This is a genomic window from Streptomyces sp. NPDC059743, from assembly GCF_042732975.1.
In the GTDB taxonomy this organism is placed as follows: Bacteria; Actinomycetota; Actinomycetes; order Streptomycetales; family Streptomycetaceae; genus Streptomyces.
The window spans coordinates 284,465-306,878 of the sequence record NZ_JBHWGS010000008.1 but is presented as its reverse complement, the minus strand read 5'-3'; the positions used below and the strand labels follow the sequence as shown (position 1 = coordinate 306,878).

Sequence of the window (22,414 nt, the reverse complement as noted above, 5' to 3'; positions counted from 1 at the left end):
CCTCGATGCGGGCCGCGCGGTTGTGGTGTTTCGCGCCAGTGGCTCAATACTGCTCTTCCGGGCGCGGTCCCGCAGTTCTCCGTTACGCGCGGATTACCGCCGCGCGCGGACCGCGGGCCCGCTGCCCGCGCCAGGACAGGCCGTTCCGGCGCTGCGGGCCGAGGTCTCGGGCTGTATCGAATGGCCTACACGGGCACACGCACCCGTACGGGATGCCGCAATCGTCACGGAGGTGCCTCTCGGCCGCCGCTGCCCGCCCACACACTCGTGACTGTCGCCGCCGCTGCGGCACTGCTGTCCCGAACGCCCGGGATCGTAGGAGGGCGAGGGCGCGGGATCCTCCGGAGCGCAGGGTATTCCGGCCTGCGTCGGACACGGCGGCAGCGGAGCCGGATGGGCACGCTCGTACGAGTCGTGCCAGACGGCGACCGTGACGCACAGCGCGAGCGCCGCGACCAGAAGCTGGAGCGACCCGGCGAACGGATGCGCCGCGCGGAGGAAAATGATGGCGATCGCCAGCACGGCCAGCGTGAATCCGGCGGTCCAGAGCGTCGGCACCCAGTCCATCGGCGGCGTCGCGACGCGCACCTTGGAGTTCGCGTACGCACTCGACCGGGACCAGGTACGCAGCCCCAGCACCACGCCCAGCATCAGCGCGAACAGCGCCTCAAGAAGCAGCATGAGCAGACCGAGACAGCCGCCCTCGAACCAGTCGCCGCGGGTGTTCGAAGGATTCCGGCGCCGCTTGTCCTGCGGCGGAGACGGTATACGGGAACCAGGAGTCCAGGCCATGGTCGTACATTCGTACGGAACGTCGCGCTCCACGCCGCCCTACGCCGAACCGAGATCAAGCCGTGCCGCTCCCGCCGCCGTCCGGGCATCATGCGCGGTATCCGGCCAACTGTCCTGAGCCGAGCCGCCATTGACAGCCTTGAAGAGTTGTCCAATCATCATCAACAGCGTGATGCGGAATGACGCGAGGGACGCGAGTGGACCAACTCGCGTGCTGAGCAGGCTAGTTGGTCGAGTGGCGAGAGTCCGCGGTTGAGACGCCCTGTGCAGTACCTGGATCGGCCGGCCCGGGGAGCCTGCCCGTGCGGCGTGGTGAGGAGGAGCAGCGTAGGCCGTCGGTCCCGTAGCGGGCCGGACCGGACACGAGACGGAAGACATCCCTCTCCCACCGACCTTGGAACCACACCGACCTCGGACAGCCTCGCGAGCATCCGCATCAAGGTCGATCCCGCCCGAGTCAGTGCTTCTCACTGCTCCCTCACGGCCTCTCGGCGTGACAACGATGTCCGCGCCCGTCCGTCCCAGGACGATGGCGCCTCACGGTGATCCCCAACTCCGTACTGAGCCTCCCCCAGGGGAAAGGGCTGGTCTTGTCGGCGATACGCGGTTCTCACAGCATGACCACCACACCGCCTCGCGCGGTACCGGTTGCGACCACGGACGGGCCGCCGACGGACGGACCGTCGTCGGACCGGCCGCCGACGGAAAGCGGAACGCCTCCGGCGCTGTCATGGGCGCAGCAACGGCTCTGGGTACTGGCGCAGTTGGAGGGCGCCAGTACCGCGTACAACGAGCCGATGGGCTTCCATCTGCGCGGCCCGCTGGACCGCGCGGCACTGGTCCGCGCGCTCGACGCGCTGGTCGCGCGGCACGAGACGCTGCGCACGCGGCTGGTGTCCACGGGAGATGAGCCGTACCAGCGGATCGATCCGCCGGACACCGGATTCGCCCTCACGGTGGAGGATCTGACGGCTTGTCAGTACGTCGACGCTCGCCTTGCCGTCCGGCAGCGCGAGGAGTCCTTCACGCCATTCGACATGAGCCGGGGCCCGCTGGCGCGCGGCAGGCTGCTCGTCCTGGGCGCGGACCACCACATTCTGCTGCTGACCGTGCATCACATCGTCTTCGACGGCCGGTCCAGGGACATCCTGCTCCGGGATCTCGGCACGCTCTACACCGCGTTCCAGCAGCGGACGGAGCCCGCGCTTGCGCCGCTGACCTGGCAGTACTCCGACTACACCCGCTGGCAGCGGCAGTGGATGTCCGGCGACGAGCCCGCCGCGCAGGCCGCGTACTGGACGGCGAATCTGGCCGACGCGCCACCGCTTCTGGAACTGCCGACCGACCGGCCGCGACCGGTCGAGCAGGACTTCCACGGCGGCCGGGTACGGCTGTCTCTTGGCGCCGATCTCACCGCGGCGCTGAAGGCCCTCGCCCGACGGCACGGCGTCACGCTGTACTCCACCATTCTGACCGGCTGGTCCGTGGTGCTGTCACGGCTGAGCGGCCAGTCGGACATCGTTGTCGGAGTTCCCACGGCGAACCGAAGGCGCGGCGATGTCTCGGAGTTGATGGGCTTCTTCGTCAACAGCCTCGCGGTACGCGCCGATCTGTCCGGCTCGCCGACAGGGACCGAGCTGCTGGCACGCGTACGTACCGCGCTCCGCAGCGCTCTCAACCATGTCGACCTGCCGTTCGAGCGTGTGGTGGAACTGGTCGCACCGCCGCGCAGTACCGCCCATACTCCGCTGTTCCAGACCATGTTCGCCTGGGTTCCGCCGCTGAAAGGGCGGCTGGAGCTGGCGGAGATCGAGGTGGAACCGCTCGCCGTGCCGCACGCGCCGGCCAAGTTCGATCTGGCGCTCGCGCTGCTGGAGGAAGACGGCTGTGTGGTCGGCGATCTGGACTACGCCACCGCCCTGTTCGACCACGGGACGGTCGAGCGCTACGCGGGCTATCTGACGCGGGTGCTCCGGCAGATGGCCGAGCAGCCCGACCGTGCGGTCGCGGATCTCGCGCTCATGAACGCGCGGGAGCAGCAAGAGCTGCTGACGAAGTGGAGCGGTGTCGGGCAGAGCACCCGACGGCCCTCGTCCCGGCCGGAGAGCCTGCCCACGGGCCTGGTCGACGGCCCGGTCGAGAGCCTGCCCGCGGGCCCGGTCGACGGCCCCGTCGACGGTCTGCCCGAGAGCCTGGTCGAGCGCTTCGAGGCCCAGGTCCGTGCCCGTCCCACCGGTCCCGCCCTCGTCTGCGGTGAGGAACGGCTCGACTACGCGGTGCTGGAGCGGCGCGCCAACCGTCTGGCGCACGCCCTGATCGCCCGAGGCGCCGGTCCCGACCAGGTGGTCGGACTGCACACCACACGGTCGACGGCTCTGGTGGTCGGCGTCCTCGGCATCCTCAAGTCGGGCGCCGCCTATCTGCCGCTCGATCCCGGTCAGCCTCCCGAGCGGCTCGCCGCGATGGTGGAGGACGCCGTACCGGCTCTGGTGCTGAGCGACGCCGACGTACCGCCCGAGGGCTGGGAGGATCTGGCCGCGGTCGAGGCGGAAGGGCCGCGCGACGACGCTCCCGGGATCGCGGTCCGGCCGTCGCATCTGGCCTACGTCATCTACACCTCGGGCTCGACGGGCCGGCCCAAGGGAGTGGCGGTGACGCACGCCAGTGTCACCAATCTCTTCGGCCACTGGCTGGCGCGGTTCGGCGCGGCGCCGGGCGAGCCGGCGTCGTTCTGGTCGAGCATCGGCTTCGACGCCTCGGTGCACGAGATCCTCATGCCTCTCACCACCGGCGCCGTGCTGCACATCGTCCCCGACGAGCTGCGCGGCGATCCCGAGGCGCTGATGGGCTGGCTGCGCGACCACCGGATCACCCAGGCGTTCCTGCCTCCCTCCTACGTCAAGTGGATCGACGAGGATCCCGGCGCGCGTCTGGCGGGACTGGCGCTGCGTCAGTTGCTGACCGGTGTGGAATCGCTGCCCGAGTCGGCGCTGTACCGGATGCGGCAGGCCCTGCCCGGACTGCGTATCTGCTACGGCTACGGGCCGACCGAGACCACGCTCTACACCACCGCCTACGACGATCCGCAGCCTCGCGACCGGCAGTGTCCGATCGGCCGCCCGCTGGACAACACCCGGCTGTATCTGCTGGACGAGCGGCTGCGGCCCGTACCGGTCGGAGTGGCGGGCGAGGTCTTCGTCGGTGGCGCGAGTCTGGCGCGCGGCTATCTGCACCGGCCGGATCTGACGGCCGAACGGTTCCTGCCCGATCCCTTCGTACCGGGCGAGTACGTCTACCGCACCGGCGACATGGCCCGCTGGCTGCCCGACGGCAACGCCGAGTATGCCGGCCGCCGCGACGACCAGCTCAAACTGCGTGGCTTCCGTATCGAGCCGGGCGAGGTCGAGGCGGCGCTGCTGGCGCTGCCCGGTGTACGGGAGGCGGCCGTGATGGCCGACCGCGAAGGCCCGGGCGAGCCGCGTCTGGTGGCGGGAATCGGCCGGGGCGACACCGTCGCCGGGTCCGGCACGGTCGCCGGGTCCACCAGGTCGCCGCACGAGTGGCGTACGGCGCTGTCGCAGCGGCTGCCCGACTATATGATCCCTGCGGTCTTTGTCGAACTCCCGCGTCTGCCGCTGAGCCGGAGCGGCAAGCTGGACCGCGCGGCACTGCTGGAGCTGGCCCGGTCCGCGCTGCCCGCCCACCAGGTCAATACGGCCAGTCCGCGCGACCACGTAGAGATGGCGCTCTACCGGATCTGGCGGAGGCTGCTGCTCCATCCGGCTGTCGGCGTCTCCGACAACTTCTTCGACCTCGGCGGCACCTCGATCTCCGCGATCAAGATGGCCCATGCCGTCCGTGAGGAGTTCGGCGAGACTCTGCCGATCCGGGACATCATGCTGCATCCGACGATCGAGGCCCTGGCCGAACGGCTCAGGAAGGGCACGTCGGGACGGCACAACGGCAAACGGACCGACGGCGATCGGACCGACGGAAATCCACGCGACGGCGATCCGCTCGGCGGCAATCTGATCGAGTTCCGGGAAGGCGACGGGCGGCAGCGCGTCATCTGTGTCCATCCGGCGGGCGGCACCGCCTTCTGCTATCTCTCCCTGACCGCCGCGCTGCCCGAGTCCATCGGCGTCCAGGGCATCCAGTCGCCCGGTATCAACGCCGGAGAGACTCCGCTGCCGACGATCGAGACCATGGCGCGGGAGTATCTGAAGGCCGTCGATCCACGGCCCGACGAGTCGCTGGTCGTGTGCGGGCTCTCGTACGGCGGTCTGATCGCTCATGAGATGGGACGCCTGCTGACGCTCGCCGGACACTCCCGGGTGAGCGTGGTCCTGCTCGACACCTACGGGACGGAGGATCCGGCGCAGCGGGCCGCGATCGCGCCGGTCGAGTCATCGGAGTTCCGCGAGAAGCTGGTCAGGTTCAACGGGATGTATCCGGGCATCGAGGACGACCAGATCGACCGGTACTTCCGTATCTACAACCACAACCGGATGACCGCCCGTGACTACGAGGTCCCGGTGTCGCCCGCCCGGCTGGTGTTCGTACAGGCCACCGAGGACGGCGAGGACGGATCCGCGGTCGCCTCCTTCTGGGAGCGGCGTGCAGGCGGCGGTCTGGTGGTCGAGCCGGTCGGCTGCGGGCACTGGGATCTGCTGGAGAGCGACGAGGTGCCGCGAGTGGCGGAGCTGATCGCGGCGGAACTGGCCCGGATGCCGACGGCACTCCCGGGCGCGGGAGAGTCCGATGCCGTACCGCCGGGCGCAGCGGCACAGCCGGCCCGTCCGTCCGCCGCACTGGAGGCATGATGCGATCCGGAACAACCGGCCTCGCCGCCACTCCCCCGGCCACGGCCACCGGCCTGGCACACGCGGTGCATGAACAGGCCCTGTGCACTCCGGACGCTCCCGCGCTGAGCGACGGTGAACGGCGGCTCGATTACGCCGCCTTGGACGCCGCCGGCGCCTCGGTCGCCCATGCGCTGCGCCGCGACGGTGTACGGCCGGGCGAGGCGGTCGCGGTCGCTCTGCCGCGCTCCTGGCAACTGGTCTGCGCCATGCTCGGCATCCTGCGGCTGGGCGCCCGTGTCGTACCGCTCGACGCCCAGAGCCCACCGGAGCGGCTCCGCCACATCCTGACGGACTCGGGCAGTGTGGCGGTGATCCACGGCGGGACCGCGCCCGGCTCCAAGGCCGTGCCGGACTCCGAGGCCGTGCCGGACTCCGAGGCCGTGCCGGACGGTCTGTCTGAAGGTCTGCCGGAAGGCATACGACCGCTGCCGGTGGACACGCTGCTCGCGGCCGGACCGGATGAACAGGGCGCGCAGGAACCGCCGTTCACGGGCGCGCCGGTCTCCTTCGTCTTCTACACCTCGGGCACCACGGGCCGTCCCAAGGGCGTCGAGATACGGGACGCGGGCATTCTGCGACTGGCCCGGCCCGGCTATGTCCGGCCGGCGGAGGGCGCCCGGTTCGCCTGTCTGTCCAATCCCGCCTTCGACGCGCTGAGCTTCGAGGTCTGGGTGCCGCTGCTGACCGGCGGCTGCTGTGTGATCCTCGACGACGAGACCGTCCAGGCGCCGCACACACTGGCCGCCGCACTGCTGCGGCTGCGCATCGACACGCTGTTCATCACGACGGCCCTGTTCAACGCGGTGGTCGAGACCGTGCCCGACTGTTTCGCCGGCGTCGGCCAGGTCCTGATCGGCGGCGAGCGGCTCAACGCCCGTCTGATCAGCCGCTGGTACCGCCACAACGTGTCGAGTACGACCCAGCTCCACAATGTGTACGGTCCGACGGAGACGACCACCTTCGCCGTGTCCCATCCCATCGCCCGTGACTTCGACGGGAGCGTGGTGCCGATCGGACGGGCGCTGCCGGACACCGGAACACTGCTGGTCGTGCCCGGAACCAACCGTACGGCCGCGCCCAGCGAGGTCGCCGAACTGCTGCTCTCCGGCGACGGTCTCGCGGCCGGCTACCGCAATCTGCCCGAGGAGACCGAGCGCCGCTTCGTCCGGCTCCCGTGGTACGACGGCGGCCGGCAGGTCCACTACAGGACCGGCGACCTCGTACGCGCGGACGCCGACGGCCTCATCTCGTACGTGGGCCGGGCGGACCGCCAGGTGAAGGTCCGGGGCTTCCGTATCGAGCCCGGCGAGCTGGAACAGCGGATCGTGGCGCATCCGGCGGTACGGCAGGCATATGTGTGCGCCCGCCGCGACGGCGAGGACGGGCCGAACGAGCTGCTGGCCTATGTGGTGTTCGGGGACGATCTGCCGTTCGACGAGTTCGACCGCCATCTCGCGGCCGGGCTGCCCGCCTATATGCGACCTCACCATATCCATCGCGTCGACGCGCTCCCGCGCAACGCCAACGGCAAGGTGGACGAGGCCGCCCTGCTGCGTCTGGACGTACGGCTCTGGCGGCGCCCGGACGCGGAGGAACGGACAGCGGCCGAGGAGGAGACGGCGGTTACCGGCCGGCAGCGCGAGGTGCTCGCCCTGGCCGAAGAGATCCTCGGTACGCCCGGACTCCGGCCCGGTGACCGCTGGATCGCCGTCGGCGGCGACTCCCTCAAGGCGCTGCGGCTGCGCTTCGAGGTGCGCCGGCGCTGGGGCTGCGAACTGCCGCAGTCGCTCGTCCTCCACGGCGACTTCGCCGGGACGGCCGACGCGATCGACCGGGCGAGAACCTCCGGCGACTCGCCGTATCCGACGCCCGCGGCCCCGTCGGGAGCGCGTCGCGCACCGGCCACCAGCGAGCAGCAGCGGCTGTGGCTGCTGCAACAGCGCGCACCGCGCTCCACGGCGTACAACGTGGGACTGGCCTTCCGGCTGACGGGCGCCGTCGACGCCGAGGCGCTGCGGCGCGCGCTGCGACGGCTGGTGGAGCGTCATCCGGCGCTGCGTACCGCCTTCGAGGCGGCGCCCGAGGGACTGCTCCAGGTGGTGGGCGAGCCGTACGATCCCTGGACCGAACCGGACCCGGAGGCCGTTGGCGACGGGACGGGCGGACGGGCCTTCGCCGAGCGGGACTTCGCCGACCGGTTCTTCGCCCAGGGCTTCGATCTGGCGCGGTCCCGGATGCTGCGGGCGAGCTGGCTGCCGCAGGACGGCGGCGGAGTCCTGCTGCTGCTTCTGCACCACATCGCGGTCGACGGCTGGTCGGTCAACATTCTTCTGCGGGATCTGTCGGAGGAGTACGCGGAGGCTCTCCGGGACGCGGAAGCGCCGGCGACAGCCCAAAGAGACACAGACGCACCGGCCGGACCTGGACCCGCACCGGCTCCCACTCCGCTCGACTACGCCATCTGGCAGACCGATTGGTTCTCCCGGCCCGCCTATCTCAGCCAGCTCAGTGAGCTGCGCGCCCACTACGCCGGTCTGGAGGGAGCGGCGCAACCACTGCCGCCGACCGGCTCCGGGCCCTTCGCCGACGGTCGGCTGCCGGAGGGACGGCTACTGCACACCTCGCTCGACGCCGCCCGTCGCGCCACCGTGGACCGGCTCTGCGCCGAGCTGGATCTGACGCGCTTTCAGCTGCTGCTCGGTGTCTTCGCCTGGAGCCTGTACGGAGTGACCGGACTGACGCGTCCGCGCGTGGCAGGACCGGTGGCCAACCGGCCGGTGGAGGAGTTCGGCGCCAGCGTCGGCATGTTCGCCAACACCGTCCTGCTGCCGCTGACCGTCGCACCGCACGAGAATCTGCGCGCCCAGTCGCTACGTCTGGGCGCCGGTGCGCGCGAGGTGCTGGAGCGGCAGGACGTGGCGCTGGCCGATGTGCTGGCCGACCGGGAGGCGAGTGCGGGCGCGGGCGCAGGTACTCGTACGGGCAAAGGCACAGGCACCGGCACGGCTCCGTTCGACTTCCTCTTCGTCCTGGAGAACACCGACTTCGCCGCACTGGCGCTGCCCGGCTGTGCCTCCCGACCACTGTGGTGGGCGCCCGACGAGGCCAAGTGCCCGCTGACGCTCTCCGTGGTCGAGCACGCGGACGGCTTCGACTGTCTGTGGGAGTACGCCGACGACCACTTCGACGCCGCCGAGGCCGAGGCGATGTCCGCCCTGTTCCTGCGAGGTCTCGACCTGCTCGCCGACGGAGGTACGGCGACGCCCGCCGAGCTGGCGGCGCCCTACCGGAGCGCTCTGCCCGACCACGGCCGTGGCGCGGCGGCCGATCCGGCCTGGACGACGGTGGCCGACGGCTTCGCACGACAGGTCGCGCTGACTCCGGACGCACCGGCCCTGATGACCGATGACGGCGCGGTCGGTTACGCCCGGCTCGACGCGTACGCGGCGGCCCTCGCCGCCGAACTGCGGGCGGCGCATCCGCTGCCGGAGGAGCACGACAGCCCGTGCGCCGTCGCGCTGTACTTCGAGCCCTCGGTCGAGCATGTCGTGGCGCTCCTGGCGCTGGCCCGGCTCAATCTGACCGCCGTACCGCTGGATCCGTCCTATCCGCCCGCCCTGCTGCGTCAGATCCTGGCGCAGGTGGAGCCGCTCTGCGTGCTGCTCCCGCCCGGCGCCGGGACGGCGTTCGACACGGTCGATCCGGGCGGAGTCGTACGCCACACCGTCACCCTGTCGACCGCCGGAGAACCGGCCGGAGGACCCACCCACGGACCAGCCGACGGACCGGCCCACGAACCCGCCGTACCGCCGCACCTCGGCGCCCGTCCGCTCTACACCCTGTTCACCTCGGGCTCCACCGGCACTCCCAAGGGCGTGCGGGTGTCCGACCGTACGCTGGCCAATCTGCTCCAGTGGCAGACGAAATCGGGCGGTCTGGCGGCGCCCGCCGCCACCCAGCAGTTCTCCATGCTCTCCTTCGACGTCTCCTTCCAGGAGATCTTCGGCACGCTGTGCGGCGGCGGATGTCTGCATCTCGTACGGCCCGGCTGGCGCCAGGACGCTCCGGCTCTGCTGGAGCAGCTCGAATCGGCGGGCATCGAGCGTGTCTTCATGCCGTATGTGGCGCTCCAGCTCCTCGCCGAGCACGCCGTCCATCTGGGCCGCTATCCCTCGCGGCTGCGTGAGGTGGTGACCGCCGGCGAGCAGCTCGTCTGCACCGACGCCATCCGCCGCTGGTTCGCGGGCATGCCCGGAGCGCGGCTGTTCAACCACTACGGCCCGACCGAGACACATGTGGTCAGCGCCCTCTGTCTCGAAGGCGATCCGGCACGGTGGCCGGAGCGCCCGGCCATCGGCCGGCCCGTCGCCGGTGCGGTGCTACGGGTGGTGGACGAGGCGGACGAGGCCGTACCGCCAGGGCGCACCGGTGAGCTGCTGATCGGCGGAACGATGGCCGCGCGCTGCTATCTGGGCGATCCGGCGCTCAACGAGACGCGCTTTGTCGAGCTGCCCGGACTCGGGCTGTTCTACCGCAGCGGCGACCGGGCGCACTTCGACCGCGAGGGCCTGTTGCACTACACGGGCCGCGACGACCAGCAGATCAAGCTGAGCGGGCACCGGCTGGAACTGGGCCAGGTCGAGGCGGCCCTGCTGCGGCATCCGGAAATCGTCAACGCCGTGGTCGTACGCGATGGTGACGAGCTGGTGGCCTGCCTCCAGTTCCGCGGCGAAACGGCGGCGGAGACACCGACGGCCGAGGCGCTGGCGGCCCATCTGGTCCCGCTGCTGCCTCCGTACATACGGATCGGCCGTTTCCGGCGGCTGACGGCGCTGCCGCTGACGCCCAGCGGCAAGCTGGACCGCAAGGCCGCCCTGCGGGCACCGGGTGAGGACCTGCGCCGGAGCTCCGCCGCCCTGCCCGCGCTGTCGGAGCGCGAGGCCCGGCTGTCCGAGGCGTTCGAGGCGGTGACCGGCTCGTCCATCGGCCCCGACCAGACCTTCTTCGAGGCCGGCGCGTCGAGTCTGGGACTGATGCGCTTCCACCTGCGCTGCACCACCGGACTGGGTCTGCGTTTCACCGTCGCCGACCTGTTCGAGCATGTGACGGTACGCGCGCTGGCCCGCTTCCTGGACGGGCGGGCGGCGGTGCGGACGCCACTGGCACAGGACCGTACCGGCACCGCCCAGGACCGTACGGACCGTACCCGCGCGGCGGACGAGCCGATCGCCGTCATCGGCATGGCGGTACGGCTGCCCGGCGCCGCCGATCTGTCCGCGTTCTGGGAGATGGTGAAGGCAGGCGAGCGCGGTATCGAGCACTTCGACGCTCCGGACGGCGTCGTCGGCGCGCGCAGCCAGATGGACGGGCTGCTGGCCTTCGATCCGGACCACTTCGGCATCAGCCGCCAGGAGGCCCGGCTGATGGATCCGCAGCAGCGGCATCTGCTGATGAGCTGCTCCGACGCGCTGGCGCACGCCGGGATCGGCGATCCGTCCCGACTGCGCGTCGGGCTCATCGCAGGAGCCGGTGAGAGCACCTACTTCCAGGCCATGCTGCGCGAGGCGGATCCGGAGCGGCTGCCCGACGGCTTCCGGCTGGCCCTCCACCACGAGAAGGATTTCCTCGCGACCAAGGCGGCCTACCATCTCGGGCTGACCGGCCCGGCCTTCACCGCACAGGCGGCCTGCGCCAGTTCGCTGGTCGCCGTCCATCTCGCCGCCGCGCTGCTGCGCCAGGGCGACGCCGACGTGATGCTGGCGGGCGGGGTGCTGGTCGACACGGAGCTGACCGACGGATACCGCTACCGACCTCAGCACATCTTCTCCGTGGACGGGCACTGCCGGGCGTTCAGCGACGACGCGAGCGGCACGATCGGGGCCAGCGGTGTCGGTGTGGTGGTGCTCAAGCCTCTGGCGCGGGCCCGGCGCGACGGCGACACCGTCTACTCGGTGATCACCGGCTCGGCCGTGAACAACGACGGCTCCGACAAGCTCAGTTACAGCGCTCCTTCGCTCCCGGGCCAGCGGGAGGTGATCCGCTCCGCCCTGCGGCGCGCGGGCCGGAGCGGCGCCGACCTCGGCTATGTCGAGGCGCACGGCACCGGCACCAGGCTCGGCGATCCGGTGGAGGTCGGCGCGCTGCGCCAGGCGTTCGGCGTGGCGGAGTCCGGCCGTACCGCCCTGACCTCGGTCAAGAGCCAGATCGGTCATCTCGGCGCGGCGGCGGGCGTGGTCGGACTGGTACGTGCCGTCCTCTCCGTCCACCACGGTCTCATCCCGCCTCATGCCGATTTCCATGCCTTCAATCCGCAGATCGGACCGGATCCGGCGCCGTTCTACATCCCGACGCGGGCGCGGCCCTGGCCCGTCGGCCGGGACCGGGTGGCCGCGGTGAGCAGCTTCGGTATCGGCGGCACCAACGCGCATATGGTTCTGGAGGCGAACGGACCGGGCATGGAGCCGGGCGAGTCGACCGGGCCGTCGGCCGCCGCGGTGCCCTGTCTGGTGCTCTCGAACAGCAGCGAGGCCGGGCTGCGGGCGGACGCCACGCGGATCGCCGACTATCTGACGGCCCGTCCCGAGGAGTACGGGAAGGTGCTGCGCCATCTCCAGGCGGGCCGTCCGGCGCGCCGCCACAGGATCGCCGCGGTCTGCCCGGACGCGGGCGCCGCCGTGGAGTGGCTGCGGAGCGACTGGACGTCGTACGACACGGCGGCGACGACGGCGGTCGCCATACCTCTCCCGGCAACGATCCTGGCGACGGACCGATCGGCGGAGGACCTCGCCGCCGCATGGCTGACCGGCCGGAGGATCGACTGGCCGACGGGACCCGCGCAGGCGCCTTGGGACTTCCCGGCGCCCGCCTTCGACCTGGCGGACTACGACTTCGTACGCGCGGCGGAGTCGGCGGAGGGCACCGGCCCGGTGGACGCGGAAGGACCTCGGCGGCTTCCGGAGGCCGACTGGCTGCACCAGCCGCACTGGGTACGGCTACGCCATGCCGCTCCGAGGGCCGCCGCTGCCGCGTCGCGTGTATCGCGTGTGCCACGTGTGCTGGTGATGATGACGGACCGTCCGGCCGAGTTGCCCACCGTCCATGCCTTCGAGGCGGTCTACGACCGGGTCGTACGGGTCAGCGCCGCCGATGCCTTCGCCCGGCGAGGCGATGATGTCTTCGAGGTCGATCCGGCCGATCCCGTATCGCTGCGCCTCCTGCTCGACGCGCTGGCGGAAGCGGGCGCGGGGACACGGACAGAGGTGGCGCGGCAGGACATCGACTGGCTGCACGCGCTGCCGCTGACCGTCGACGGACCGGTCGGTCCCGGCTCGGTGGCTCGCGCCCGCTGGGCGTGCCTGGACACAACGGCCGCGCTGGTGCAGGCGGTGGCCGACGGCTCGGGAAGAGCGCGGCTGCGGCCCTGGTGGCTGTCGTACCGGGCCAGACCGGTCGACGGCTCCGTACAGCGCCCGGAACTGGGCCTGCTGGCCGGGATCAGCGAAGTGGCCCCGCAGGAAGGCCCGTTGGACGGCCACTGGCTGGACCTTCCCGGCGCCGGTCTCGCCGACTGGGCGCCCGCGCTGGCGACGCTGATGGCCACCACCGATACGGATACCGGCGCCGACGCCGCCAACGGTCCTGCGGCGGCGCTGCCGAGACAGCTTGCGCTGCGGCACGGGTTCTGGTGGGAGCAGATCACACTGCCGGTGTCCTCGGCCGGTGTCTCCGCCTCGCCGCTGCCCACCGGGGACGGAGTCCATCTGGTGCTGGGCGGTACGGGCGGTATCGGTTCCGGTGCCGCCGCCTGGCTGCTGGAGCGGACCGACGGCCGGGTGCTGCTGCTGGCCAGACGGGCACGGCTTCCGGAGGAGCTGGCGCCCTGGGCCGACCGGATCGAACTGATCGAAACGGATCTGGCCGAGTCGCCGCCCGAGGAGATCATGTCCCGGATCGCCCGTCTGACGTCGCGGCTCGACAGCGTGATCCACGCGGCCGGTGTCGCGGCGGGCGGTCTGATCGTCCGGCGTGACGCCCTCACGATGCGGGAGGCGACGGCCGCCAAGCTGGGCGGCGCACTGCTGGTCGAGCGGCTGATCGAGCAGTACCGGCCGACGGTCGCGGTCTACTGTTCTTCGATGTCGGCGCTGTTCGGCGGTGTCGGACAGTTCGACTACGCGGCTGCCAACGGCCTTCTCGACGGCTTCGCCCACCACCGGTCCCACGGCACCGGGACCACGGTCGCCGAGGCGGACGGCGGGACCGATGGCGAGACCACCGTACGGATCGGTATCGACTGGGACGTATGGCGCGAGTCCGGTATGGCGGTGCGCGCGCTGCGGACGGACGCCCGTCATCAGGCGCATCTCGCCGTGGGTCTGACCGTGGACGAGGGCAAGCGGCTGTTCGGCCGAGCCCTCGGACTCCGGTTGCCACAGCTCCTCGTCTCGACCACCGCCCTGGACGAGTCCCGGGCCTTCTACGCCGGGTCCGCCACGATGTCGGACGAGACCACGACCGCTGCTGCCGGGACCGCGGCTCCCGGCGAGGTCACGACCGAAGGCAGGGCCGTGGTTTCGCGGGCTGCCGCCACCGGCACCGGCACCGGCACGGCGACCGAACGTCTCACCGACTGGCTCCGTGCCTGGCTCGGCGTGGACCGTCTCGACCCGGACGTCCCGCTCTACGACCTGGGCGCCGACTCGCTGACCATGCTGGATCTGATCAGCGAGGTCAAACGGCACTTCGATGTCGAACTCGAACTGTCCTGGCTCAGCCACCGGGTCTCGCTCACCGAGATCCTGGCCCAGCTCGGTGCGACGCCTCACACCGGGTCGGCGGCGGGGTCAGCGGCGAGGTCGGCGGCGACCGAGGACGACATTCCGCTGGAGGTCTGGCAGGAGGGCACCGGGTACGATGTGCTGTGTCTGGTGCATCCGGTCGGCGGCGACATCCAGTCGTACCGGTCACTGGTGTCGGCGCTCGACTCACGCCTGACCGTCTGTCTTATCGCCGATCCCGGACTGCGGACTCCCGGACCAGGGACTTCCGGACTGCCGCCCTGGACACTGGCCGAGCGAGCCCGGCGCTACCACACCGCCCTGCGCGCCCGCTTCCCCGACGAAACCTGGCACCGGCAACTGGCCGGATGGTCGTTCGGCGCCTGGGTGGCCATGGAGATGGCCGCAGAGGCGGAGGCGGCGGGCCGGCCCGCGGACGCGCTCCATCTGCTCGATCCACCGCCGCCCGGCTCCGGCGCGCTCTTCGGAACGTACGACGAGAGCCAGTTCGAGGCGGTGTTCGCCAACGAGCTGGGCCACAGCGGACAGGCGTCGGCCGGTGAGACGGCGCGGGCCTACGCGGAACGGCTCGCCCGGTGCTGCCGGGCCAATCTGCGCAGCATGACCGTCCACCGGATACGGCCGCTGGCCACCACGCCCAGCCACCTCTGGCTGGCGGAGCGGCCGGTGCCGGGCCTGCCGTCGCTGGGATCACCGGACGAGCAGCACGCGCTGTGGCGGGCCCATCTCCCGGAACCGAGCGCCTGGCACCGGCTCGACACCACTCACTACGGAATCGTCCGGCCGCCTCATGCGGACACGGTGGCCACGGCGATCAACGCGGTGTCGCACCACATCGCCGAGCCCCGCTGACCTGTAGCGCCGAACTGCCGGCCCACGGGCCGCAGAGCCGCGTACCCGTACCCGCACCTGTCCCATTTCCACCACAGGAGGAACCGCGTGGAGAGTTACGAACTGGAAGCCGTCGAGCGCGTCACGGCACGGCCCCGGAGGGAGTACACCACCCTCGCGGTCGACTCCCTCACTCCCGTCATCGGCGCCGAGGTCTCCGGCGTCGATCTCTCGCAGGAGCTGTCGGACGAGCAACTGCGCGATCTGAAGGCGGCGTTCCTCGACCACCATGTCCTGGTCTTCCGCGACCAGATCCTCACCCAGGAGCAGCACAAGCGTTTCGCGGGCCACTTCGGCGAACTGCGCCCGGTGAATCCTCCGCCACCGGAGGGCGATCCGTACATCCTGGAGATCAGCACCACGCCCGAGGCGGCGAATGTGGCCGGCAACGGCTGGCACGCGGACGGCACCGCCGACGCGGAGCCCTCGCTCGGCTCGATGCTCTACATCACCCGTATACCGGAGCCGGGCAGCGGCGGCGACACGCTGTTCGCCAATATGCATCTGGCCTACGAGATGCTGTCGCCCGCTCTGCGCGGTTTTCTGGACGGTCTGACCGCCGTGCACGACGGACTCGTGGCGTTCCAGGGCTATACGCCGCCGCCGGGATATGTCGCGCCGAAGAGCGAACACCCGCTGGTGGTACGTCATCCCGAGACCGACCGCAGGCTGCTCTACGTCAACAAGGCCTACACGGCGCGTATCCCGCAGCTCTCGCCGGACGAGAGCCGGGCGCTGCTGGACATGCTGTTCAATCTGGTGCCGAGCCGACCCATGCTGACCTGCCGCGTCCGGTGGAGTCCCAACACACTGGTGTTCTGGGACAACCGCTGTGTGCAGCACCACGCGACGTACGACTACTACCCGTTCACGCGCTACGGCCAGCGGGTCGCGATCAACGGCGGTCCGCTCAAGGGCTGAGCGGGCCTCGCGCCCGTACCCATATCCGTGCCCGTACCCGTACCCGTGCCTCTGCCGGGGCCCGCCGTGACGAACCGGCGGGCCTCGGCCTCGGCCTCGGCCTCGGCATGATGGGACCGAGGCCACCACACCGAACAGCCGCCCATCAGCGGTTCCTGGACGCGCCCGACGGCCGTGTGGGAGAAACAGACCCGATGAACGACACACCACGACATCGCCCGACGCGCGCCGAGCTGGACGCCGCGCGTGACACCCGTCTGCCGGATCTGATCGCCGACGATCTCACGGTCCTGCTCGTCGGGATCAATCCCGGTCTCTCCTCCGCCGTCGCGGGCCATCACTTCGCCACTCCCGGAAACAGGCTGTGGCCCGCTCTGTACCGGGCGGGCTTCACACCACGGCTGATCGACGCCGCGGAAGAGAACCGGCTGCTGGACCTCGGGATCGGCATCACCAGCATCGTCCACAGACCGACGGCACGCGCCGCCGAACTTACGGCGCCGGAGTATGTAGCAGGCGGCAGACATCTGCGCGAACTGGTACTCGCCCGCCGCCCGGCCTGGCTCGCCCTCCTGGGCGTCACCGGCTACCGCGCCGCCTTCGACGCCCCCGACGCGACCGTAGGCCGCCAGTCCCTCACCATCGGCACCACACAAGTCTGGGTGCTGCCCAATCCCAGCGGACTCAACGCCCATTACCCGCCCTCGGCCCTGGCGGTCGAGTTCGCCAAACTACGTATCGCCACCGGTCTACCCGACCGCTCGGCCGTCCTGGGCAACGGTCCGTTCCCCAACCGGTCCTGAGCGCCCGCCGCTCCCACCGCGCCCAGCCGGGCGGAGGCGTCAGATGGCATCAGGTGGCGTGCCAGCCGGACCAGTGGGTCACCGTGATTTCCACCACCGGGCCCTCCGGCGGGCGGTCGGCGTACTGCCGGTGGTACTTCTCCGTCAGCAGGCGTACGTAGCGTGCCGCCACCGTCGAGGTGTCGGCCGGTGGCAGTACGGAGGCGGTGCCGTCGGCGCGGGCCCACCACAGGCGGTCCCAGTCCTCGTCGTAGCCGTCGACGAGGAGACAGACCTCCGGGTGGGCGCGGATATTGGCCAGCCGCTTCAGCCGTACCGACCGCTTCGGCTTGTGGTCCACGGCGAAGGCCACCGTATCGCCGGTCAGGGCGAACACCATGGGCACCAGATGCGGCCGGCCGGAGGCGTCGGTGGTCGCGAGGCGGGCGATCCGGGAGCGGACGAAGCACTCCCGGGCCTGCCCGCCCGTCATCTCCGGCACTGCGGCTCCTGGCGGCTCACCGGAAACGTTCCGCGACATCGGCGAGCTGATCGAGGTACGCCAGCGTCTCGGCCTCCGGCTTCGTCGGCAGATAGAGCAGCGCCCGGTCCACATCAACGTGCGCGTACCGTTCGATGATCTCCGGATCCTTCGACACCCCGAAGACGGTCACCGGCACGTCCCGGCCCGCGACGCTCCGCATCCGGGCGATCATCGCTCCGAGCTCCTCGGGCGGCCAGCTGTTGGCCAGCCAGGCGTCACCGAAGGCGGCCACTCGATGGAAGGCGGCCTCGCCACCGCCCACATAGATGGGCGGATAAGGGCGCTGGACCGGCTTCGGCCAGGAGTAGACCGGATCGAAGTCGACGAACTCCCCGTGGAACTCGGCCTTCTCCTCCGTCCACAGCTCCCGCATGGCCCGCAGCCGTTCGTCCACGAGACGGCCCCTGGTGCGCGGATCCGTGCCGTGGTTCTCCATCTCCTCCTTGTTCCAGCCGGCACCGATCCCGAAGACCATCCGTCCGTCGGAGACCAGGTCCAGGGAGGCCACCTCCTTGGCCGTGATGATCGGGTCCCGCTGCACCACCAGTGCGATGCCGGTGCCCAGCAGGATCCGCTCGGTCACCGCGGCGGCGGCGCTGAGCGCGACGAACGGATCGAGCGTGCGGTAGTACATCTCCGGCATCTCGCCGCCGTCCGGATACGGTGTGCGTCGCTCCACCGGGATATGGGTGTGCTCGGCGATGAACAGGGAGTCGAACCCTCGCTCCTCGACGGCGCGTCCCAGCGCGGCCGGTGCGATGCCCTGGTCGGTGATGAAGGTCGATACACCGAACTTCACTGCGGCTCCTTCGGTTCGGGTTCCCGGTGCTGTGTTCCGAGTGCTGTGTTCCGAATAGTGCGTTCCGAGTGGCGCGTTTCCGCGCACGCGGTCGCGGTCCATGGCCAGCTACCCCGATCGGACTCGCCACAACAGTCCGTTCACCCGATCGGGCTATCACCGAACGTGACGGGTGGAACGGAGATCCCCCCACGGTCGAGCTGTTCACCGTGGATTGGTCCACCGTTCACCCGTCCTGTCGTCCGGGCGCGAAATGCTGTAAATGACCGTGGCGGGGGGACAGCGGGGAGGGCGTCCGTGGTCATCGGGGACAGATCTGTCGTCGGGGAGCCATGGCTGGAGATACGGCGGCCGTCGTCGTCCTGGTGGATGCGGCGCGGCTTCCTCGTCGTGTTCCTGCCTCTGCTGGCCGCCGTGCTGACCGGTGTGACTCTGCTGGCCGCAGGCGGGAAGATCCTGCTGCCGTTCGAGCGGATCGTCACGCTGAAGGGCAAGATGGCCTCCAAACGGGACTTCTTCGAGGATCCCGACGTCCAGCGGCTGCTTCTGAAACACCGTATCCGCGTGCACATCACCAGTTCGGGCTCGCGCGAGGTGGCCATCCAGGACATCTCCTCGTACGACTTCGTGTTCCCTTCCGGGCAGCCTGCCGGCGATCTGATCACCGCTCAGCGAGCGGCCACGAACGGATACGCGAAGGTGCACCGGCCGTTCGTCAGCCCGATCGTGCTCCCTACCTACCGCGCGTACGCCGAGACGCTGGAGGACGCCGGGATCGCCACCGCGCAGCACGGCTCCGGGCCTGGCCGGCCGCTCTACTACGTCCTGGACATGCGGAAGTTCCTGACGCGCATCGAGCGCGAGCAGCGGTGGAACCAGCTCGGTATCCAGAGCCACGGGATCAGCAACGAGAACCGGATCGTCGTCCAGAGCTCCGACGTCTGCGACTCCAACTCTGCGGGAACCTATCTGGGACTGGTCGCCTTCACCTGGCACGGCACGGCGGACGAGGTGCCCGACACCGACCGGGAGGCGGACGAGCGCGGGCGGGCCATCAAGCCTCTGATGGACCAGGGCCTGCCGGGCACGGATGTGTTCCGTACGTATATCTCGCCCGAGGGCATGGGCATAGCGCCGGTCGTGGTGGCGTACGAGCACCAGTACCTCACGTACCAGGCGCAGTACCAGGCCGAGTCGGGGAAGCTGGACTCGGACCGGGTCCTGCTCTATCCGTCCACCCAGTTCGTGACACAGCCTCAGTTCATCGCGCTCAACGAGGAGGGCGACCGGCTCGGTGATCTGATCACACGTGACCCGGAGCTGCGTCAGCGGGCGATGGAGCTGGGCTTCCGGATCCTCGATCCCACCGGGGAGGTCGCGAGCGACAAGCTCACCACGTTCCTGGAGGACCGGAACATCCCGGTCCCGTCGGTGGAGGGCGACGACACCCGCTCGGCGATGCCCAGACTCCGGTACCTGGAACGGATGATCTCGATCGTGGGAGGCTGCCCGGCCGCCGAGACCTCGCCCGGGACGCCCGAGTGAGGGCCGGTGCCCGAGTGAGGGCCGGTCTCCGGGTGAAGGCCGGTGCCCGGGCGAGGGCCCGGCGCCCGGCGCGCTCGGCACGCTCGCCAAGGGGCCTTGTCGCTCTCTGCCTGGCCTGGCTGCTGCTCGGCACCGCCGTCACCGCATGCTCGACGGGCGGCCCGGAGCCGGTGACGCTGCGCGTACTCGCCAGCTCGGAGCTGGCCGACATGGAGCCGCTGCTCGACGATCTCCGCCGCGAGACCGGGATCAGGTTGGAGATGGAGTACCGGGGCACCGTGGACGCCAGTGACGCGCTGGCCTCGGGCAGGTACCGGCACGCTCTCGCCTGGCTCTCCTCCGACCGCTACTTCCAGCTCAAGCAGAAGGCGGCCCGGGACCAGGGCGAACAGCCCTTGGCCACCGCCGTCATGCGCTCTCCCGTCGTCATCGGGATGAAGTCCGCCACGGCCGAGCGGCTGCGCCGTACCGCGTCCGGCGGCCAGATCTCCTGGGCCGATGTGGCGGACGCCGCCGCCGACGGCACTCTGCGGTTCGGCATGGCCGATCCTCGCCATGCCAACAGCGGTCTCGCCGCGCTCGTCGGAGTGGCGACCGCAGCGGCGGACACGGGCGGCGTACTGCGCCCGCAGGACGTCTCCTGCGACCGGCTGCGCGGCTTCTTCGCCGGACACCGGCTCGCCGAGGACTCCTCCGCCCGGCTCGCCGACGGTTTCGTACGCGACCAGGACCAGCTGGAGGCCCTCATCACCTACGAGTCCGAACTGCTCACACTCAACAGCGGCGGAAAGCTCCGCGAGCCGCTGGAGATCGTCCATCCGAAGGACGGCATGGTGCTGTCCGACTATCCGCTGCTGCTGCTCGACCCGGCCGAGCGCGCCGCATACGACCGGCTGGTGGAGTGGCTGAAGAGCGGACCGGTCCAGAAGAAGATCATGGAACGTACGCTGCGCAGGCCGATCGATCCCGAGGTGGCCCGCATTCCGCCGCTGCGCGAACCCATCGGCAACGCGCTGTACTTCCCGGACGACCAGCGGGTGGTCGACCGGCTCCTCGCCGACTACGGCGATCCCCGGCGCGACGGACGCGCCCGGGTGATCTTCCTGCTCGACTTCTCCGGATCGATGCGTGGCGAGCGCATCGCACGGCTGCGCGCCGCCTTCGACGGTCTCAGTGGCGGCGACGACTCACGCTCCGGAAAGTTCGTCAGGTTCTATCGCGGCGAGTCGCTGACCGTCATGAGATTCGCCGGGCGCGTACTGGACGAGCGGAGTGTGACGTACGGAAGCCCGCGCGACCTGGACCGGCTGCGCGGCTTCGTGGCCGCCGACGGCTTCGGCCCGACCACCGCCGTCTGGTCCGCGCTCGACCACGCGTACGAGAAGGTCTCCGACGAGATCCGCGAGCAGCCCGGGCGGACCGTCTCCATCGTGGTGATGACGGACGGCGAGAACAACGCCGGGATCGATCTCGACACCTTCATCCGCCGCTACGAGGCCCGGCCGCCCGCGGTCCGCGCCGTACGCACGTACACCGTCCGCTACGGCGAGGCCGGCACGGCGGCACTGGACCGGGCGGCACGGACGACCGGCGGCCGGATGGCCGACGCCACCGTCCAGTCGCTCCTGAGCGCTTTCAAGGAGATACGTGGGTGTGATCAGTGAGGCCTGGTGGGCCATCCGGTGGCCCTGGATGCTCGTCTGGCTGCTGACCGCGGCCGGCCTTGTGGCGCTCCTCGTGCTGACGCTCTCCCGGCTCCTCGGCAGCCGGCGCTCCGGCGGGCAGAAGATCATCCCGGGCATCTGTTTCTATCTGCACGACAGAACCGTCATGGACCACTACCAGATGCGCGGTTACGCGGCGGCCCTCCGTAAGGAGGTGGAGCAGCGGACCAGCGACAGCACGGACGGGAGCGTCCACGCCAAGGTCTTCGGGCTGAGCGCGGGCGGCGGCAAGCGCGACAACAGCGAGATCGTCAGCAAGTACCTCGAAGTGGCCGAGCCCATCTCGGTGATCGGCATCATCATGGACGTCCTGGAGGAGAAGGACGTCATCGTCCATGTCGATCTCGTCAACCGGGCGGTCAGACGCAACGGCGCGCTGGACAACGCGCTGGCCGCCCTGCCCGGTGGCGGGTCCGGAGCCGGGTCCGGGTCCGGGTCCCGTAGCGGCACCTCGCGGCAGACCGTACGGCTACGGGACATCGACGACTTCGTGCTGATCAGAGGGCGGTTCAGAAAGATCGCCGAATCGCCCGAGACGACGGTCTTCCTGGCGCCCTACGGCGACCCGGAGAATCCCGCCGAAGGGCCGCACGTACGGGTCACCTGTGCAACGGAAGGGCTGCGCACCGAGGTCGGGCAGGGCACCTTCTCGGCACGCTGCCTCGGCAAGGTCCAGGACTGGAACGCCGAGGACGCGGTCCTCGAAGTGCAGGCGATGGCGATCTTCCGCTAGGCCGTGTCGTTCGAGGCCGG

At 70.5% G+C, this 22,414-nt stretch carries 10 protein-coding genes; 7 read left to right on the top strand and 3 right to left on the bottom strand.

The genetic code is table 11. The features are described 5' to 3' along the window. Positions 1–93: 93 nt before the first annotated feature. Positions 94–792: a DUF6234 family protein gene (locus ACFV6H_RS17325; RefSeq protein ID WP_385542458.1), complete on the bottom strand. Its 699-nt coding sequence runs from the start codon at positions 790–792 to the stop codon at positions 94–96. A 617-nt stretch (positions 793–1,409) separates the two neighbouring features. On the opposite strand from ACFV6H_RS17325, the gene ACFV6H_RS17320 reads away from it, so the two are divergent. The 4 genes from ACFV6H_RS17320 to mug all read left to right on the top strand — a co-directional run bounded on the left by ACFV6H_RS17320 (position 1,410) and on the right by mug (position 17,070). Then, entirely contained in the window at positions 1,410–5,615 is a 4,206-nt protein-coding gene (locus tag ACFV6H_RS17320) for an amino acid adenylation domain-containing protein (RefSeq protein ID WP_385542456.1), read from the top strand. Further along, the gene (locus tag ACFV6H_RS17315) at positions 5,615–15,307 is read left to right on the top strand and encodes an amino acid adenylation domain-containing protein (protein ID WP_385542454.1); all 9,693 of its coding nucleotides are present in this window, start codon (positions 5,615–5,617) and stop codon (positions 15,305–15,307) included. Before ACFV6H_RS17320 ends, ACFV6H_RS17315 begins: the two co-directional genes overlap by 1 nt. 87 nt (positions 15,308–15,394) lie before the next feature. Beyond that, positions 15,395–16,267, top strand: a complete 873-nt coding sequence (locus tag ACFV6H_RS17310; RefSeq protein WP_385542452.1) for a TauD/TfdA dioxygenase family protein — start codon at positions 15,395–15,397, stop codon at positions 16,265–16,267. Between the two features lie 194 nt (positions 16,268–16,461). Then, entirely contained in the window at positions 16,462–17,070 is a 609-nt protein-coding gene (gene mug, locus ACFV6H_RS17305; RefSeq protein ID WP_385542450.1) for a G/U mismatch-specific DNA glycosylase, read from the top strand. Positions 17,071–17,119: 49 nt separating this feature from the next. On the opposite strand, the gene ACFV6H_RS17300 is transcribed toward mug, so the two are convergent. Together ACFV6H_RS17300 and ACFV6H_RS17295 are read right to left on the bottom strand one after the other, a co-directional pair. Beyond that, positions 17,120–17,551 carry a TIGR03668 family PPOX class F420-dependent oxidoreductase gene (locus ACFV6H_RS17300; RefSeq protein ID WP_385542448.1) on the bottom strand — a complete coding sequence of 144 codons (432 nt, stop codon included), beginning with the start codon at positions 17,549–17,551 and terminating at the stop codon, positions 17,120–17,122. A gap of 16 nt (positions 17,552–17,567) precedes the next feature. Then, the gene (locus ACFV6H_RS17295) at positions 17,568–18,392 is read right to left on the bottom strand and encodes an LLM class F420-dependent oxidoreductase (protein WP_385542446.1); all 825 of its coding nucleotides are present in this window, start codon (positions 18,390–18,392) and stop codon (positions 17,568–17,570) included. Positions 18,393–18,689: 297 nt separating this feature from the next. Between ACFV6H_RS17295 and ACFV6H_RS17290 the strand changes: the two genes are divergently transcribed. Genes ACFV6H_RS17290 through ACFV6H_RS17280 form a run of 3 tightly spaced genes read left to right on the top strand, consistent with a single transcriptional unit; the run spans position 18,690 to position 22,394 of the window. After that, a complete protein-coding gene (locus tag ACFV6H_RS17290; protein ID WP_385542444.1) occupies positions 18,690–19,937 on the top strand; it encodes a hypothetical protein in 1,248 nt (415 codons plus the stop codon). A 14-nt stretch (positions 19,938–19,951) separates the two neighbouring features. Beyond that, positions 19,952–21,601, top strand: a complete 1,650-nt coding sequence (locus ACFV6H_RS17285; protein ID WP_385542442.1) for a substrate-binding domain-containing protein — start codon at positions 19,952–19,954, stop codon at positions 21,599–21,601. Next, entirely contained in the window at positions 21,585–22,394 is an 810-nt protein-coding gene (locus tag ACFV6H_RS17280; protein ID WP_385542440.1) for a hypothetical protein, read from the top strand. Before ACFV6H_RS17285 ends, ACFV6H_RS17280 begins: the two co-directional genes overlap by 17 nt. The last annotated feature ends 20 nt before the right edge of the window (positions 22,395–22,414 follow it).

What these genes read in the sequence shown, in the direction of transcription:
- ACFV6H_RS17325 (WP_385542458.1), bottom strand. Translation starts at nt 792, where the DNA reads ATGGCCTGGACTCCTGGTTCCCGTATACCGTCTCCGCCGCAGGACAAG.
- mug (WP_385542450.1), top strand. Translation starts at nt 16,462, where the DNA reads ATGAACGACACACCACGACATCGCCCGACGCGCGCCGAGCTGGACGCC.
- ACFV6H_RS17315 (WP_385542454.1), top strand. Translation starts at nt 5,615, where the DNA reads ATGCGATCCGGAACAACCGGCCTCGCCGCCACTCCCCCGGCCACGGCC.
- ACFV6H_RS17320 (WP_385542456.1), top strand. Translation starts at nt 1,410, where the DNA reads ATGACCACCACACCGCCTCGCGCGGTACCGGTTGCGACCACGGACGGG.